This window comes from Kitasatospora sp. NPDC002227, assembly GCF_040296285.1.
In the GTDB taxonomy this organism is placed as follows: domain Bacteria; phylum Actinomycetota; class Actinomycetes; order Streptomycetales; family Streptomycetaceae; genus Kitasatospora.
In genome coordinates this window covers 43,932-58,779 of sequence record NZ_JBEOWY010000041.1, presented here as the reverse complement: position 1 = coordinate 58,779, position 14,848 = coordinate 43,932, and the positions used below count along the sequence as shown (strand labels likewise).

Annotated in this window: 19 protein-coding genes; 15 read left to right on the top strand and 4 right to left on the bottom strand. The window is 73.1% G+C overall.

From position 1 onward, the window contains the following. Positions 1 to 7 precede the first annotated feature (7 nt). Positions 8 to 1,600 (bottom strand): oxidoreductase, encoded by a 1,593-nt coding sequence (locus ABT095_RS28645; RefSeq protein ID WP_350532428.1) that lies wholly within the window; start codon positions 1,598 to 1,600, stop codon positions 8 to 10. Positions 1,601 to 1,710: 110 nt separating this feature from the next. Between ABT095_RS28645 and hisD the strand changes: the two genes are divergently transcribed. Genes hisD through hisF form a run of 8 tightly spaced genes read left to right on the top strand, consistent with a single transcriptional unit; the run spans position 1,711 to position 7,450 of the window. Beyond that, the gene (gene hisD / locus ABT095_RS28640; protein WP_350532427.1) at positions 1,711 to 3,018 is read left to right on the top strand and encodes a histidinol dehydrogenase; all 1,308 of its coding nucleotides are present in this window, start codon (positions 1,711 to 1,713) and stop codon (positions 3,016 to 3,018) included. Further along, positions 3,015 to 4,115, top strand: coding sequence for a histidinol-phosphate transaminase (locus tag ABT095_RS28635; protein ID WP_350532426.1), 1,101 nt, complete (start codon positions 3,015 to 3,017; stop codon positions 4,113 to 4,115). Before hisD ends, ABT095_RS28635 begins: the two co-directional genes overlap by 4 nt. Before the next feature lie 5 nt (positions 4,116 to 4,120). Then, complete coding sequence (hisB, locus tag ABT095_RS28630; protein ID WP_189915019.1) at positions 4,121 to 4,714, top strand: imidazoleglycerol-phosphate dehydratase HisB; 594 nt, start codon at positions 4,121 to 4,123, stop codon at positions 4,712 to 4,714. After that, positions 4,711 to 4,863 (top strand): CG2302 family histidine operon protein, encoded by a 153-nt coding sequence (locus tag ABT095_RS28625; RefSeq protein ID WP_350532425.1) that lies wholly within the window; start codon positions 4,711 to 4,713, stop codon positions 4,861 to 4,863. The genes hisB and ABT095_RS28625 overlap by 4 nt, the downstream gene beginning before the upstream one ends. Positions 4,864 to 4,877: 14 nt before the next feature. Next, positions 4,878 to 5,513 (top strand): imidazole glycerol phosphate synthase subunit HisH, encoded by a 636-nt coding sequence (hisH, locus tag ABT095_RS28620; RefSeq protein ID WP_350532424.1) that lies wholly within the window; start codon positions 4,878 to 4,880, stop codon positions 5,511 to 5,513. 19 nt (positions 5,514 to 5,532) lie between these two features. Continuing rightward, a complete protein-coding gene (priA, locus tag ABT095_RS28615; protein WP_350532423.1) occupies positions 5,533 to 6,255 on the top strand; it encodes a bifunctional 1-(5-phosphoribosyl)-5-((5-phosphoribosylamino)methylideneamino)imidazole-4-carboxamide isomerase/phosphoribosylanthranilate isomerase PriA in 723 nt (240 codons plus the stop codon). After that, positions 6,252 to 6,683: a RidA family protein gene (locus tag ABT095_RS28610; protein WP_350532422.1), complete on the top strand. Its 432-nt coding sequence runs from the start codon at positions 6,252 to 6,254 to the stop codon at positions 6,681 to 6,683. The genes priA and ABT095_RS28610 overlap by 4 nt, the downstream gene beginning before the upstream one ends. After that, positions 6,680 to 7,450, top strand: a complete 771-nt coding sequence (gene hisF / locus ABT095_RS28605; protein WP_350532421.1) for an imidazole glycerol phosphate synthase subunit HisF — start codon at positions 6,680 to 6,682, stop codon at positions 7,448 to 7,450. Before ABT095_RS28610 ends, hisF begins: the two co-directional genes overlap by 4 nt. A gap of 124 nt (positions 7,451 to 7,574) precedes the next feature. Here the strand turns inward: hisF and ABT095_RS28600 are convergent, their stop codons facing one another. Together ABT095_RS28600 and ABT095_RS28595 are read right to left on the bottom strand one after the other, a co-directional pair. Beyond that, positions 7,575 to 8,207 (bottom strand): TIGR03085 family metal-binding protein, encoded by a 633-nt coding sequence (locus ABT095_RS28600; protein ID WP_350532420.1) that lies wholly within the window; start codon positions 8,205 to 8,207, stop codon positions 7,575 to 7,577. Positions 8,208 to 8,236: 29 nt separating this feature from the next. After that, positions 8,237 to 8,773: a hypothetical protein gene (locus ABT095_RS28595; protein WP_350532419.1), complete on the bottom strand. Its 537-nt coding sequence runs from the start codon at positions 8,771 to 8,773 to the stop codon at positions 8,237 to 8,239. Positions 8,774 to 8,918: 145 nt separating this feature from the next. Here ABT095_RS28595 and ABT095_RS28590 point away from each other — a divergent pair, with 145 nt between their 5' ends. Next, positions 8,919 to 9,359 carry a hypothetical protein gene (locus ABT095_RS28590; protein ID WP_350532418.1) on the top strand — a complete coding sequence of 147 codons (441 nt, stop codon included), beginning with the start codon at positions 8,919 to 8,921 and terminating at the stop codon, positions 9,357 to 9,359. 12 nt (positions 9,360 to 9,371) lie between these two features. Here ABT095_RS28590 and ABT095_RS28585 read toward each other — a convergent pair whose 3' ends face one another. Continuing rightward, on the bottom strand, positions 9,372 to 10,217 hold the full coding sequence (locus ABT095_RS28585; protein ID WP_350532417.1) for a hypothetical protein: 846 nt from the start codon (positions 10,215 to 10,217) through the stop codon (positions 9,372 to 9,374). Between the two features lie 18 nt (positions 10,218 to 10,235). Between ABT095_RS28585 and hisI the strand changes: the two genes are divergently transcribed. From hisI to trpC, 6 genes are all read left to right on the top strand, one after another. Continuing rightward, the gene (gene hisI / locus ABT095_RS28580) at positions 10,236 to 10,613 is read left to right on the top strand and encodes a phosphoribosyl-AMP cyclohydrolase (protein WP_350532416.1); all 378 of its coding nucleotides are present in this window, start codon (positions 10,236 to 10,238) and stop codon (positions 10,611 to 10,613) included. A 45-nt stretch (positions 10,614 to 10,658) separates the two neighbouring features. Then, entirely contained in the window at positions 10,659 to 12,167 is a 1,509-nt protein-coding gene (locus ABT095_RS28575; RefSeq protein WP_350532446.1) for an anthranilate synthase component I, read from the top strand. Positions 12,168 to 12,197: 30 nt separating this feature from the next. After that, on the top strand, positions 12,198 to 12,791 hold the full coding sequence (locus ABT095_RS28570; RefSeq protein WP_350532415.1) for a TIGR02234 family membrane protein: 594 nt from the start codon (positions 12,198 to 12,200) through the stop codon (positions 12,789 to 12,791). A 115-nt stretch (positions 12,792 to 12,906) separates the two neighbouring features. Next, positions 12,907 to 13,158, top strand: a complete 252-nt coding sequence (locus tag ABT095_RS28565) for an HGxxPAAW family protein (protein WP_350532414.1) — start codon at positions 12,907 to 12,909, stop codon at positions 13,156 to 13,158. A 244-nt stretch (positions 13,159 to 13,402) separates the two neighbouring features. After that, complete coding sequence (locus tag ABT095_RS28560; protein WP_350532413.1) at positions 13,403 to 13,843, top strand: DUF2752 domain-containing protein; 441 nt, start codon at positions 13,403 to 13,405, stop codon at positions 13,841 to 13,843. A 184-nt stretch (positions 13,844 to 14,027) separates the two neighbouring features. Continuing rightward, positions 14,028 to 14,840, top strand: coding sequence for an indole-3-glycerol phosphate synthase TrpC (trpC, locus tag ABT095_RS28555; protein WP_350532412.1), 813 nt, complete (start codon positions 14,028 to 14,030; stop codon positions 14,838 to 14,840). The last annotated feature ends 8 nt before the right edge of the window (positions 14,841 to 14,848 follow it).

Below are 14,848 nucleotides of genomic sequence, written 5' to 3'. Positions count from 1 at the left end.
CCCGGTGTCACCCCCGCTGGAGCATCCGCGTCGCACCCGCCACCACCGTGGTCGCCAGTACCCACCCCGCGACCACCAGTGCGGTGGCCACCCACTGGCCGGAGTCGTGCGGGTTCCAGCCGTCCTGGCCGAGGTTGACCAGCGGGATGACCTTGGAGAGCGAGTAGAGCCAAGGGTCCCAGGTGGGTATCTCGTCGGCCTTGAGCGGCGGCGGCTGGTGGCCCCGGAAGTAGATCCCGCCCAGCGCCCAGGCCAGCGCCAGCCAGGCCGCCGCCCGGCCCGGCCGGTAGCCGTAGCCGACGGTGGCGTCCTGCAGCCGTCCCCAGATCCGGCCCGGCAGGGGCAGGGTGGAGCGGCGGCGGCGCTGCTTGGCGTAGAGCACCTCGCGGGCGTCCTCGTCCCGCCCGGCCCCGCGCAGCGTGGCGGCCAGCTGCTCGTACGGCTCGGGATGGTAGTCGCGCAGCGCGTCGTTGAGCCAGTCGATCCGCTGCTCGACGGTGAACGGCACCTCGGAGCGGAGCGACTCGTAGGTGAAGCCGGTCAGGCCGACCCGGCCGTTGCGGGGCCAGCTCTCGGGGGCGTCGACCAGGTTGCCGATCTGGGCGCGGGAGAAGGAGACCTTGCCGTCGGTGGGGGCGGGGCAGGTGAAGCGCAGCTCGGGGGTCTTGATCCGGCGCAGCGACAGCTCCTGCTCGGGGCCGAGGTGGAACTCGACCCGGTTGATCACGCAGGCGGCCTCGAAGCGGGCGTCGACCAGCCGGACGCCGCCGTAGGCGCGCATCGGGGTGGTCGAGGTCTCGTCGGGGAGGTAGCCGCCGTAGCCGTAGCCGTAGATGGTCCGGGAGGTGGTCCAGCCGCCGTCCAGCGAGCCGGCCAGGTAGAGGGTGTTGCCGACGGTGATCCGGGCCAGGTTGAGGCAGTTGCGGTCGGTGCGCGGGGCGGGGGCGTACAGCTGGGAGCCGCGGAAGGTGAGCCGGCCGCCGATCCGGGCGGAGCGCATGGCGAACTCGCCGTGGGCCTCGATCCGCTCGGCCTCCACGTCCTGGTGGACGGTGAGGCCGTCGCCGGCGAAGGCCCGGCCGAAGCTGTCGCAGCCGAGGATCATCTGGTTGACCAGCAGGTCGGTGCCGATCCTGGCGTCCGTGAGCCGGACGCCGCCGGGGATCACGCAGCGGGGGAGGTGCAGGTCGCCCTCGGTGACCAGCCGGGAGGCCTCGAGGCGGGGTATCAGGCAGCTGACCAGGCGGAACGTACCGACCCGGGCCTCGGACATCAGGATCTTGCGCTCGAAGCGGCAGTGCCGCAGCTCGACGTAGTGCGGCACGACGCCGCCGGCCAGGTTGAGATGGCCGGAGACGTACGCCCCGGTGAGCCGCAGCGAGGTGACCCGCCCGGGCGCGGGGGTGGGGCTGCCGAGCAGCAGCATCGCGAGGACCTCGGCCCGGACCACCCGCTCCTCGGGCCAGTCGGGCCCGGCGAGGATGTCGTCCACTTCGTCGCCGCCGCTGCTCAGGTCGAGCACCTCGCCCTGGCAGAAGGCCCGCCACAGGCGGCGCTCGGCCTCGTTGAGGTCGTCGGGTGCCTCGCTGACCTGGCCCATGCTGCTTCTCCCCCGTGCGGTTCTTGATCCACTCCCCGGCTGTCTCGCCTTTCGTATCACGGACTGAAATGCGCGGCCCCCTGTTCCGGTCACTCCCTACACTTGGCCGTGTGATCTCTCGAATCGATCTGCGCGGCTCCGTCTCCACGAGCCTGCGCGACGTGCTGCCCCGTGCCGAGTTCGACGTGGAAGCCGCCCTGGAGAAGGTGCGGCCGATCTGTGAGGACGTACGCCATCGCGGGGTCACGGCGCTGATCGAGCTCACCGAGCGCTTCGACGGGGTGCGCCTGGAGTCCACCCGGGTGCCCGCCGGGCAGATCGCCGAGGCCCTCGCGGAGCTGGACCCGAAGGTGCGCGCCGCCCTCGAGGAGTCGATCCGCCGGGCCCGGGCCGTGCACGCCGACCAGCGGCGCCAGGGCCACACCACCCAGGTGGTGCCGGGCGGCACGGTGACCCAGCGCTGGGTGCCGGTCGACCGGGTCGGTCTGTACGTGCCCGGCGGCCTCGCGGTCTACCCGTCCTCCGTGGTGATGAACGTGGTGCCGGCCCAGGAGGCCGGGGTGACGGGCATCGCCGTCTCCTCGCCGCCGCAGAAGGCCTTCGGCGGCCGGGTGCACCCCGCCGTGCTGGCGGCCTGCGCGCTGCTGGGCGTCGACGAGGTGTACTCCGTGGGCGGCGCCCAGGCGGTGGCGATGTTCGCGCTGGGCACCGAGGAGTGCGAGCCGGTCAACCTGGTCACCGGGCCGGGCAACATCTACGTGGCGGCGGCCAAGCGGCTGTTCGCCGGCCGGATCGGCATCGACTCCGAGGCCGGGCCGACGGAGATCATGGTGCTCGCGGACGACACGGCGAACGCCGTCGAGGTCGCCGCCGACCTGATCAGCCAGGCCGAGCACGGCCCCACCTCCGGCTCGGTGCTGGTCACCGACTCTGCTGAGCTGGCCGAGGCCGTCGAGGCCGAGCTCAAGGAGCAGGTGGCCCGCACCAAGCACAGCGAGCGGGTGGCCGAGGCGCTCGGCGGGCCGCAGTCCGGCATCATCCTGGTGGACGACCTCACCCAGGGCCTGGCCGTGGCCAACGCCTACGCCGCCGAGCACCTGGAGATCCAGACCCGGGACGCGCACGCCGTCGCCGACCAGGTCCGCAACGCGGGCGCGATCTTCATCGGCCGCTACACCCCGGTCTCGCTGGGCGACTACGCGGCCGGCTCCAACCACGTGCTGCCGACCGGCGGTTGTGCCTGCCACTCCTCGGGCCTGTCGGTGCAGACCTTCCTGCGCGGGGTCCAGGTCGTCGAGTACGACCGCGCCGCGCTCGCGGAGATCGCCGCGCACGTGGTCGACCTCTCCACCGCCGAGGACCTGCCCGGTCACGGTGACGCCGTCAAGGCCCGATTCGATTGGACCGTTCCTCAGTGACCAGGATTGACGAGCTGCCGATCCGGGACGAGCTGCGCGGCCAGTCCCCGTACGGCGCACCGCAGTTGGACGTGCCCGTCCAGCTCAACACCAACGAGAACCCCTACCCGCTGCCCGAGCCGCTGGTGGCCCGGATCGCCGAGCGGGTCGCCGAGGCGGCGCGTCACCTCAACCGCTACCCGGACCGGGACGCGGTCGAGCTGCGCGAAGGCCTGGCGGCGTACCTGACCGGCACCACCGGCTTCGCCCGGACGCGTGAGCAGGTGTGGGCCGCCAACGGCTCCAACGAGGTGCTGCAGCAGCTGCTGCAGACCTTCGGCGGGCCCGGCCGCAGCGCGCTCGGCTTCGAGCCCTCCTACTCGATGCACGCGCTCATCTCCCGTGGCACCGGCACCGAGTGGATCTCGGGCCCGCGCAACGCGGACTTCACCATCGACGTTTCGGCAGCCGTTCGGGCCATCGCCGAGCACCGGCCGAACGTGGTCTTCGTCTGCTCGCCGAACAACCCGACCGGCACCGCCGTCGCCGCCGACACCGTGCTCGCCCTCTACGAGGCCGCCCAGGCGGCCGGGCCGAGCATCGTGATCGTGGACGAGGCGTACGTCGAGTTCTCGCACCGCGCCTCGCTGCTGCCGATGCTCGAGGGCCGCCCGAACCTGGTGGTCACCCGCACCATGTCCAAGGCCTTCGGCGCGGCCGGGCTGCGGCTCGGCTACCTCGCGGCGGACGCGGCCGTGGTGGACGCCGTGCAGCTGGTCCGGCTGCCGTACCACCTCTCGGCCGTCACCCAGGCCACCGCGCTGGCCTGCCTGGAGCACACCGACACCCTGCTCGGGTATGTCGAGCGGCTCAAGGCGGAGCGGGACAGGCTGGTCGGGGCGCTTGGGGCCCTCGGCCTCGAAGTCACCGACTCCGACGCCAACTTCATCCAGTTCGGCCGCTTCGCCGACACCCACGCCGTCTGGCAGGCCATCCTCGACCAGGGTGTGCTCGTCCGCGACAACGGCGTCCCCGGCTGGCTGCGCGTCACCGCCGGGACTCCCGCCGAGAACGACGCCTTCCTCGAAGCCGTCGCCACCGTGATCAAGGAGCTGTAACCCGTATGTCCCGCATCGGACGCGTTGAGCGCACCACCAAGGAGACCTCGGTCCTGGTCGAGATCGACCTCGACGGCACCGGCAAGACCGACATCTCCACGGGCGTCGGGTTCTACGACCACATGCTCGACCAGCTCGGCCGCCACGGCCTCTTCGACCTCACCGTGAAGACCGACGGTGACCTGCACATCGACACCCACCACACCATCGAGGACACCGCCCTCGCGCTGGGCGCCGCCTTCAAGCAGGCGCTCGGCGACAAGGTCGGCATCTACCGCTTCGGCAACTGCACCGTGCCGCTGGACGAGTCCCTCGCCCAGGTCACCGTCGACCTCTCCGGCCGCCCGTACCTGGTGCACACCGAGCCCGAGGGCATGGCGCCGATGATCGGCGCGTACGACACCACCATGACCCGGCACATACTCGAGTCCTTCGTGGCCCAGGCGCAGATCGCTCTGCACGTTCACGTACCGTACGGTCGCAATGCGCACCACATCGTCGAGTGCCAGTTCAAGGCGCTCGCGCGTGCTCTGCGCTACGCCGCCGAGCGCGACCCGCGCGCGGCGGGCATCCTCCCCTCGACCAAGGGCGCACTGTGAGCAAAGCCGCAACCCTGCTGATCATCGCCGGGCTCTTCCTGTCCGGCGGCGTGTACTCGTTCTGGCGGCAGAAGCAGTCGAAGAGCCTGGTCGCCGTGCTGGCGATCGGTGCCGCGCTCTGCCTCGCCTCCGGCATCATGCGGCTTTAGGAGCTACGCACCACATGGCCAAGAACGTTGTTGTTTTGGACTACGGCTCCGGCAACCTCCGCTCCGCCCAGCGCGCCCTCGAGCGCACCGGCGCGAACGTCACCGTCAGCTCCGACTTCACGACCGCCCTCGAGGCCGACGGCCTCCTGGTGCCCGGTGTCGGCGCCTTCGAGGCCTGCATGCGCGGGCTCAAGGGGGTGCGCGGCGATGTCATCATCGGGCGCCGCCTGTCCGGCGGGCGGCCCGTGATGGGCATCTGCGTCGGCATGCAGATCCTCTTCGAGCGCGGGGTCGAGCACGGGGTGGAGACGGCCGGCTGCGACGAGTGGCCCGGCACCGTCGAGCCGCTGGAGGCACCCGTGGTGCCGCACATGGGCTGGAACACCGTGGACGTGCCCGAGGGCAGCCGGATGTTCGCCGGTCTCGACGCCGAGACCCGCTTCTACTTCGTGCACTCCTACGGGGTGCGGAACTGGGAGCTGGAGATCACCAACGACAACATCGCCGCCCCGCTGGTGAGTTGGACCACGCACGGCCACCCCTTCGTGGCGGCCGTGGAGAACGGGCCGCTCTGGGCCACCCAGTTCCACCCCGAGAAGTCCGGCGACGCCGGTGCCGCCCTGCTGACCAACTGGGTCAACACCCTCTGAAACCGGGAGAGTCACCCGCATGTCCCGCCTTGAACTGCTCCCTGCCGTCGACGTCCGGGACGGCCAGGCCGTCCGTCTGACCAAGGGCGCCTCCGGCTCCGAGACCTCCTTCGGCGCCCCGCTGGACGCCGCGCTGGCCTGGCAGCAGGCCGGTGCCGAGTGGCTGCACCTGGTCGACCTGGACGCCGCCTTCGGCACCGGCGACAACCGCGCCATCATCCGCGAGGTCACCGGCGCGCTCGACATCAAGGTCGAGCTCTCCGGCGGCATCCGCGACGACGCCTCGCTGGCCGCCGCGCTGGCCACCGGCTGCACCCGGGTCAACCTCGGCACCGCCGCCCTCGAGCAGCCGGAGTGGGTCGCCAAGGTGATCGCCGAGCACGGCGACAAGATCGCGGTCGGCCTGGACGTGATCGGCACCACCCTGCGCGGCCGCGGCTGGACCAGCGAGGGTGGCGACCTCTACGAGGTGCTGGCCCGCCTGGACGCCGAGGGCTGCGCCCGGTACGTCGTCACCGACGTGGACCGCGACGGCACCCTGACCGGCCCCAACCTGCAGCTGCTGCGCAACGTCTGCGCCGCCACCGACCGGCCGGTGGTCGCCTCCGGCGGGGTCTCCTCGCTGGACGACCTGCGGGCGATCGCCACCCTGGTGCCGGAAGGTGTCGAGGGCGCCATTGTGGGCAAGGCCCTCTACGAGCGGAAGTTCTCCCTCGAAGAGGCTTTGGAGGCCGTGTCATGACGGAGCGTCAGATCGTGCGCGGCAGGCTGATCACGGGCTCCCCCTGGGAGGACGAGTTCGGCTACGCCAGGGCGGTGGCGGCCGGGGACCACGTCCACGTGGCGGGCACCACCGCCTGGGCCGACGGCCAGGTCCAGCACGAGGGCGACCCGTACCGGCAGGCGCTGGCCGCCTTCCGGATCGGGCTCGAGGCCCTTGCCGCGTACGGTCTGACGGTGGACGACGTGGTCCGCACCCGGATGTACCTCACCCATGTCCGGGACGCCGAGGAGGTCGGCCGGGCGCACCGGGAGCTGTTCGAGGCCGCCCGCCCGGTGTCCACGATGGTCGTGGTCGAGGGCCTGATCGACTCCCGGATGCTGGTCGAGATCGAGATCGATGCCCACCGCACCGGGCTCGCTGATGCTTTGGAAGGCAGAACCGCATGACCCTCGCCGTACGTGTCATCCCGTGCCTGGACGTGGACGCCGGCCGCGTCGTCAAGGGGGTCAACTTCCAGAACCTGCGGGACGCGGGTGACCCGGTGGAGCTGGCCAAGCTCTACGACGCCCAGGGCGCCGACGAGTTGACCTTCCTGGACATCACGGCCTCCTCGGGGGACCGCGAGACCACCTACGACGTGGTGCGGCGCACCGCCGAGCAGGTCTTCATCCCGCTGACGGTGGGTGGCGGGGTCCGCTCGGTGGAGGACGTGGACAAGCTGCTGCGGGCCGGGGCCGACAAGGTCGGGGTCAACACCGCCGCGATCGCCCGGCCGGAGCTGATCCGCGAGATCGCGGAGCGGTTCGGCCGGCAGGTGCTGGTGCTGTCGGTGGACGCCCGCCGCTGCCCCGACGGCACCGAGACGCTCTCCGGTTTCGAGGTCACCACGCACGGCGGCCGCAAGGGCACGGGGCTCGACGCGATCGAATGGGCCGTGCGGGCGGCCGAGTTGGGCGCCGGGGAGATCCTGCTCAACTCGATGGACGCGGACGGCACCAAGGACGGCTACGACCTCGCGATGATCGCCGCCTGCCGCAAGGCGGTCTCCGTCCCGGTGATCGCCTCCGGCGGCGCCGGCAAGCTCGCCGACTTCGCCCCGGCGGTGGAGGCCGGTGCGGACGCCGTCCTCGCCGCGAGCGTCTTCCACTTCGGGGACCTGACGATCGGCGAGGTCAAGGGAGCCCTGCGGGAGGCCGGCCAGCCGGTCCGCTGAGCGCTCCGCGCCAGGGGCGAGTTGCACTACAGGGGCGCGAGGAACTGCGCGAGTGCGGAAGGTGCGGACCTGTCGCCTTCCGACTTCGCGCAGTTCCTCGCGCCCCTGGGTGTTGCAGCTGACTCTAGAAGGGCAAGGCCTTGCGCAGGGCCGCCAGGGCCTCGGGGGTGCCGTCGGCCTGCAGCTTGGTCCGAGCGCCGCGGCCGAAGGCGAAGAGGATCAACTCGCCCGGGGTGCCGGTGAGTTCGACCGTCATGGGGTGCTTGTCGGCGACGGTGACGCTCCGGCCGTCGGGGTGCTTGAGGACCAGGCGGACCGGGCTCTTGCGGGCGGTCTCGAACCGCGTGAGCATCGGGAGCCGCTTCCAGAGGGCTTCGTCCAGGCCCGGGGTCAGCTCCTCGGGCTCCCAGGCCACCGCCCGGCGGACGTCCTCCGCGTGGACGAAGTACTCGACCGTGTTGGCGGCTTCGTCGGCCCCGGGCAGGCCGAACAGCGAGAACCGGGGCGGGCCGGACCGGAACTGGTGGACCAGCTCGGCGAAGTCGCCTGCCGCGTACCGGCGTTGCACCGTATCCGTCCAGCCGGCCAGCGGCTTCAGCTGGATGCCCGCGGCGGCGTCCGGCCGCCGTTCGCGCAGGACCAGGTGGGCGGCCAAGTCCCGGGTGGTCCAGCCGCCGCACAGCGTCGGCGCGTCCGGCCCGGCGGCCGTCAAGAGGTCGGCGAGGCGGTGGCGTTCGGTGCGGGCGAAGTGCGGCATGGCGCACACCCTACGCCCGCCCGCCGGGCTCAGTGCAGGGGGCCGTGGAGCTTGGCGCCGCCCTGGTGGTCGCTGGCGGCGATGCCGCAGGTCGCGTCCCGGTAGCCCTGCCGGTAGAAGGTCAGGTCGGGGGCGATCGGGTAGCCGTAGAAGGTGCCGCCGCCCTGCCGCTGCTCGGCTGCGGCGACCGGGGCCTTGCAGAGCTCGCGCAGGGCCTTGCCGATGGTGAAATCGCTGGTCAGCCCGTCCGGCAGCAGGACGTTGGCGACCGACTCCACGTCGTGGTCGGGCGCGCAGGGCCGGGCCTCGGGGCTGGTGATGACCTTGCTCAGCTGCGGGTGGTCGTAGCAGGTGCCGACCGCGAACCACGGGTAGGGCAGGACCTTGGAGGGGCTCGGCGAGGGGGTGGCGGTCACGCTCGGCCGAGGTGGTGGCGGCAGGGACTTCTTCCGGTCCGGCCAGAGCAGCATCGCGGCCCCGGCCCCGACCGCCAGCACGGCCAGCACCGCGACCGTCACCCACCGCCCGCGCGAACCGCCGCCCTGCCGTGGCTCGTCCCGCTCCATCCGACCCCCTCCGCCTCACCCGCCATTGTGGCCCCGCCGGGCCGTCCGCGGCAGGGGAATGACAGGACCGGGACAGGCGGGCGGTAGCCTGGCGGTGGCACGGCCCGGACCGCGAGACGGTCCTGGTTGCGAGAGGTACACGCGGATGCGAGTCGGAATCATCGGGCACGAGGGGCTCTCGGAGATCACCGAGATGCTGGTGCGCGGCGCACTGTGGCCGCTGGTCACGGAGTTCGGCAGTTACGAGCTGGTCGGGGTGGGCTGTCTGCGCCCGGGCCCGGAGCGGTGGTTCGCCCGCGCGGTGCTCGAGCACGGCGGCAAGATCGAGGTCATCCTCCCGGCCGGCGCACCTACCCCCACGGGCCCGCTGCTCGCCGAAGCCACCGCCGTCCACCGCCTCGCCGCCGCCTCGGCGGGCGGCCTGGGCGACGACACCTGCCGGGCCCTGGTCGGCATGGTGGACGAACTGATCGCCGTCTGGGACGGGCAGCCGGGCAGCGAGCCCGCCCGCGTGGTCGAGGCGGCCCGCAAGGCCGGCCTGTACGTCCAGGTGGTCTGGCCGGACGGCTGCGAGCGCCGGCAGTAGTGCGGGCGGTCGTCACTGCCAGGGGATTTCGAGCGGGCGCCGCCGCCACCACCAGGGCCGGAGGGCGAGTTGGGCACCGGGCACACCGATCTCGGCACCCAACGCCGCTCCGCCGTCGTCGGCCGTGAGCTGCCGGAAGTCCTCGTCGATGCGGTCGAGCGCCGCCGCAAGGCCCCCGGCCCCTTCGAGGGAGTCCCGGAGTTCGAGATCCTCGCGGTAGAACTCCGCCGGGTACCAGGCCGAAGGCGGCCAGCTCCGCGCCATCCTGACCGTGAGCATCTCCCAGGCGCGGAGCCGGTTGACGAAGTGCGGGTCACCGCCCGCCGGTCGGGCGCCGTCCGGGCCGGCCTCGCGCAGGGCGGCCTCGACCACGGGGGTGGGCAGCGGCACGTCCCGGATCACCTCGCTGATCCGCTCGACGGGCACGTGGGGCAGGCCCGGGATCGCGGCTTCGGCGGCGTCGACCCGGTAGGCGGCGTCCTCGTCGTCGGACTCGTAGACCCGGGCCCGCACCATGCTGCCGTCCGGGAGGGCGGCCCAGTAGGCGCTGGGGCGGACACCGGAGTTGTGGACGAGGAGCACCTGGCGCAGCCGCACCGCGAGGCCGGCGGCCAGCACCGGCTCCGCGGGAGCTGACGGGCGGTCCGCCGCCGCGTGGACGGCCAGGACGTGGGAGACGTCGCCGTGCAGCCGCTCGAACTCGCAGCTGACCCGCGCCGCCCAGTTCCGCCCGTCCGTCTCCCCGGCATCGGCCAGCTCGACCTCGCCCGGCGGGACGGCGAACTGCTCCGCGAGGGCGAGCCTGAGGCTGTCCCGGTCCGGGGCCTCGACGGTGATGATGCTGTACGCCACTCCCATCCTGCGAGAATAGGCGGCATGTCGACCACTCCCGCCGTTCCCGGTACCACCGCGCTCGACCCCGCCCTCGCCGCCCGCCTGAAGCGGACGGCCGACGGGCTGCTGCCCGCCGTGGCGCAGCAGTACGACACAGGGGAGGTGCTGATGCTCGGGTGGATGGACGACGAGGCGCTGCACCGCACGCTCACCACCGGCCGCTGCACCTACTGGAGCCGCAGCCGCAACGAGTACTGGGTGAAGGGCGACACCTCCGGGCACGTGCAGGTGGTCAAGTCGGTGGCCCTGGACTGCGACGGGGACACGCTGCTGGTGCAGGTCGACCAGACCGGGGCGGCCTGCCACACCGGGGCGCGGACCTGCTTCGACGAGGACGTACTCCTGGCCGCTGATCGCTAGGCTTCGGGGCAGACCTGCCCACGCTCACGAACGGTGCCTGACTCCATGGACCTTGAGGCCTTCCGCAAGCTCGCCGTAGACACCCGGGTCATCCCGGTCACCCGCAGGCTGCTCGCGGACGGCCTCACGCCGATCGGGCTCTACCGCAGCCTGGCCGGCGAGCGGCCCGGGACCTTCCTGCTGGAGTCCGCCGAGCAGGGCACCTGGTCGCGGTACTCCTTCGTCGGCGTGCGCAGCGCCGCCGCGCTGACGGCGGACGAGCACGGCAACGCCCGCTGGCACGGCGCCCCGCCGGTCGGCATCCCGACCGAGGGCGACCCGCTGGAGGTGCTGCGGGCGGCGCTGGCCGCGCTGCACACCCCGCGCCACGACGACGACGGCCTGCCGCCGCTGACCGGCGGGCTGGTCGGGTACCTCGGGTACGACATCGTGCGGCGGCTGGAGAAGCTGCCGAACCTCACGCCGGACGACCTCAAGCTGCCCGAGCTGACCATGCTGCTGGCCACCGACCTCGCGGTGCTCGACCACCTCGACGGCTCGGTGGTGCTGATCGCCAACGCCGTCAACCACAACGACCTGGCCAGCGGCGTGGACGAGGCCTACGCGGACGCGGTGGCCCGGCTCGACGCGATGGAGGCCGACCTGGCCCGCCCGGTCGACCCCGGCCTGGCCACCTTCACCCCGACCGCCGTGGAGCCGCACTCGCCGTTCGGCGGGGCGCCGTACCGGGCGGCCGTGGAGGAGATCAAGGAGCGGATCCGGGCCGGCGAGGCCTTCCAGGTGGTGCCCTCCCAGCGGTTCGAGGCGCCCTGCCCGGCGAGCGCGCTGGACGTCTACCGGGTGCTGCGCACCACCAACCCCAGCCCGTACATGTACCTGTTCCGCTTCCCCGGCCCGGACGGCGGTGCGGTGGGCGGCTTCGACGTGGTCGGCTCCAGCCCCGAGGCGCTGGTGAAGGTGGCGGACGGTCAGGCGATGGTCCACCCGATCGCCGGCACCCGGCACCGGGGCGCCACCCCGCAGGAGGACGCGGACCTCGCGGCCGAGCTGCTCGCCGACCCCAAGGAGCGGGCCGAGCACCTGATGCTGGTCGACCTGGGCCGCAACGACCTGGGCCGGGTGTGCGAGCCGGGCTCGGTCGAGGTGGTCGACTTCATGTCCATCGAGCGGTACAGCCACGTGATGCACATCGTCTCGACCGTCACGGGGCGGGTGGCGCCGGGGCGGACGGCCTTCGACGTGCTCACCGCCTGCTTCCCGGCCGGGACGCTCTCGGGGGCGCCGAAGCCGCGGGCGATGCAGATCATCGAGGAGCTGGAGCCGACCCGGCGGGGCCTGTACGGCGGGTGCGTCGGGTACCTCGACTTCGCGGGTGACTCGGACACGGCGATCGCGATCCGGACGGCGGTGCTGCGGGAGGGGACGGCGTACGTCCAGGCGGGCGCGGGGGTCGTCGCCGACTCGGACCCGGAGAGCGAGAACACGGAGTGCCGGAACAAGGCGACGGCGGTGCTGCGCGCGGTGGCGACCGCGAACACCCTGCGCAGGGCCTGACCGTTCCAGCCTCTCTGCCATAGTGAACGGGTGAGCGAAACGCCTGAGAAGCCCCGGAAGCCCGCTGCCCGTCGAGGTCTGGCGGTGATGCTGGGGCTCACCGCGGTCGGTGTGCTGCTGGTGCTCAGTTCGGTGGGGCGGACGTGGGCCGAGGGGAAGGCCGGGCAGCTGGAGCTGGGCGTGACCGGGAGTGCGATCTCCGGTGTGCCGGGCGGGCTGGCGCTGGTGGCGTTGGCGGCGGCCGTGGCGGTGTTCGCGGTGCGCGGGGCCGGGCGGGCGGCCGTCGGCGCTCTGACACTGCTGGCCGGGCTGGGGGCGGCGGCCGCTGCCGCGGCCGGGGCGTTCGACAGCTCGGCGCTGGACGCCGAGGCCGGGCGCAAGCTGGCGCTGGCCGGCGCCCAGGCCGAGCAGATCAGCCACTCCGCCTGGCCGTGGGCGGCGGCGCTGGGCGGGCTGCTGCTCGCGGCCGCCGGCCTGGTCACGCTGCGCAGCGGCGCCGCCTGGCCCGCGATGGGCGCGCGCTACGACGCCCCGGCCCGCAAGGCCGAGGCGCCCACCGCGCGGCCGAGCAGCCCCGCCGAGCTGTGGCAGGCCCTCGACCGTGGCGAAGATCCCACCGGGTGAAGGCTGACCCCGCTTGGGGTCGACCCGTCGAGCCGGGCACAATGGGAGACGTCAACCCGCCGCGTGCGCCTCTGGCAGCCCGGCCGGGCCCTGCTTAACCAAGGAGCAACGTCAAATGGCGGCAGCATCGCACGGTCACAACCCCGCCGCGTGGACCGGCGTGACCATCACGTTCATCGGCTTCTGCGTCAGCGGTGTGGCCATGATCATCCCCGCTGTCTGGCTGTTCTGGGTCGGCATGGTCGTCGTCGTCCTCGGTGGCGTCGTCGGCAAGGCGATGTCCATGGCGGGCATGGGCAAGCAGGCCACCACCCACACTCACGCGGTCGCGGCCGCCGCCGAGACGAAGACCGCCGTCACCGTCTGAGGCAGCTCCCAGGCTTCCCGGAGGGGGGGGGCCGGGGGGGGGGGGGCCCGCCCGCCGGGGGGGGCGCCCCCGCTCCCACTACGCCCCCGGCCTCGCTCTGCGCCTGCCCGCGGGGGCGGGGTGGGGGCCCGCGGGGCGGGGGGGCGCCCCTCCGTCGTGCGTGCGCTCTCGCGAGGGTGTCGCGCGCGGTGGCCGTGCGTGGCGCGGCCGGGTGCGGCGGCGCGGCCGGGGCAGAATCTGGCGGGTGAACGCATCCGTAGGCCCGGCCCCGGCGCCCTCGCTCGGCAGGCGGCTGGTGCGGCCGGTGGCCGCGCTGGCGGCAGTGGCGGTGCCGACCCTGTACGTGGCCGGGGTGGACCCGAACCAGCCGGGGCACTACCCGACCTGCCCGTTCCTGCAGGCGACCGGCTGGTGGTGCCCGGGCTGCGGCGGACTGCGGGCCGTGCACGCGATGAGCCACGGGCAGCTCACCACGGCCGGGCACGACAACGTCCTGGTGCTGGCCCTGGCCGTGCTGGCCGGCCTGTACTGGGTGATGTGGTTCTGGGCCGCGCTCACCAACACCGCCCCGCCGAAGCTGCGGACGAGCGGGCGGCAGTGGGCCGCGCTGCTGCTGGTCCTGCTGGCCTTCACGGTCTTCCGGAACCTCCCGCCGGGCGCCGGATTCGCCCCGCCGGGCGCCTGACGGCAGGCGCGAGCGGCGCGTCCGAGGTCCGCTCCGCGAGACGCGCGCTGGTCGGATGCGCTGCGCGCCCCCCGCGCCCGATACCATCGAAGAGCCGACGGGGGCGTTGCGGCATGGGATCACCCCAGATACCGTGCGCACCGCACTCCGTGGATTGACTGGATCGAATGATGGGGGCGCCCGCGTGAGTGTGCTCGACGAGATCATCGACGGGGTCCGTGAGGACCTCGCCGAGCGGCAGGCCCGGGTCTCCCTGGACGAGCTCAAGGAGCTGGCGGCCAAGGCCCCGGACGCCAAGGACGGTGTGGCCGCGCTGCGCGGCGACGGCGTCCGGGTGATCTGCGAGGTCAAGCGGTCCAGCCCCTCGAAGGGGGCTCTGGCGGCGATCGCCGACCCGGCCGCCCTGGCGCTGGACTATGCGGCCGGTGGTGCCGCCGCGATCAGCGTGCTGACCGAGCAGCGCCGCTTCGGCGGATCCCTGGCCGACCTGGACGCCGTCCGGGCCGCCGTGGACACGCCGCTGCTGCGCAAGGACTTCATCGTCACCGCCTACCAGCTGTGGGAGGCCCGCGCGCACGGGGCCGACCTGGCGCTGCTGATCGTGGCCGCGCTGGACCAGCCCGCACTCGTCTCGCTCATCGAGCGGGCCGAGTCGATCGGGCTGACCCCGCTGGTGGAGGTGCACGACGAGGAGGAGATCGCCCGGGCGGTGGACGCCGGGGCGAAGATCATCGGCGTGAACGCCCGGAACCTCAAGACCCTCGAGGTCGACCGCAACACCTTCGGCAACGTGGTGGACGCCATCCCGGCGCACATCGTGAAGGTGGCCGAATCGGGAGTGCGTGGCCCGCACGACCTGATCGCGTACGCCAACCTGGGCGCGGACGCCGTCCTGGTCGGCGAGTCGCTGGTGACCGGCAAGGACCCGAAGGCGGCCGTGGCCGACCTGGTGGCCGCCGGTGCCCACCCGGCGCTGCGCAACAACGGGCGGGGCTGACCGCAGCG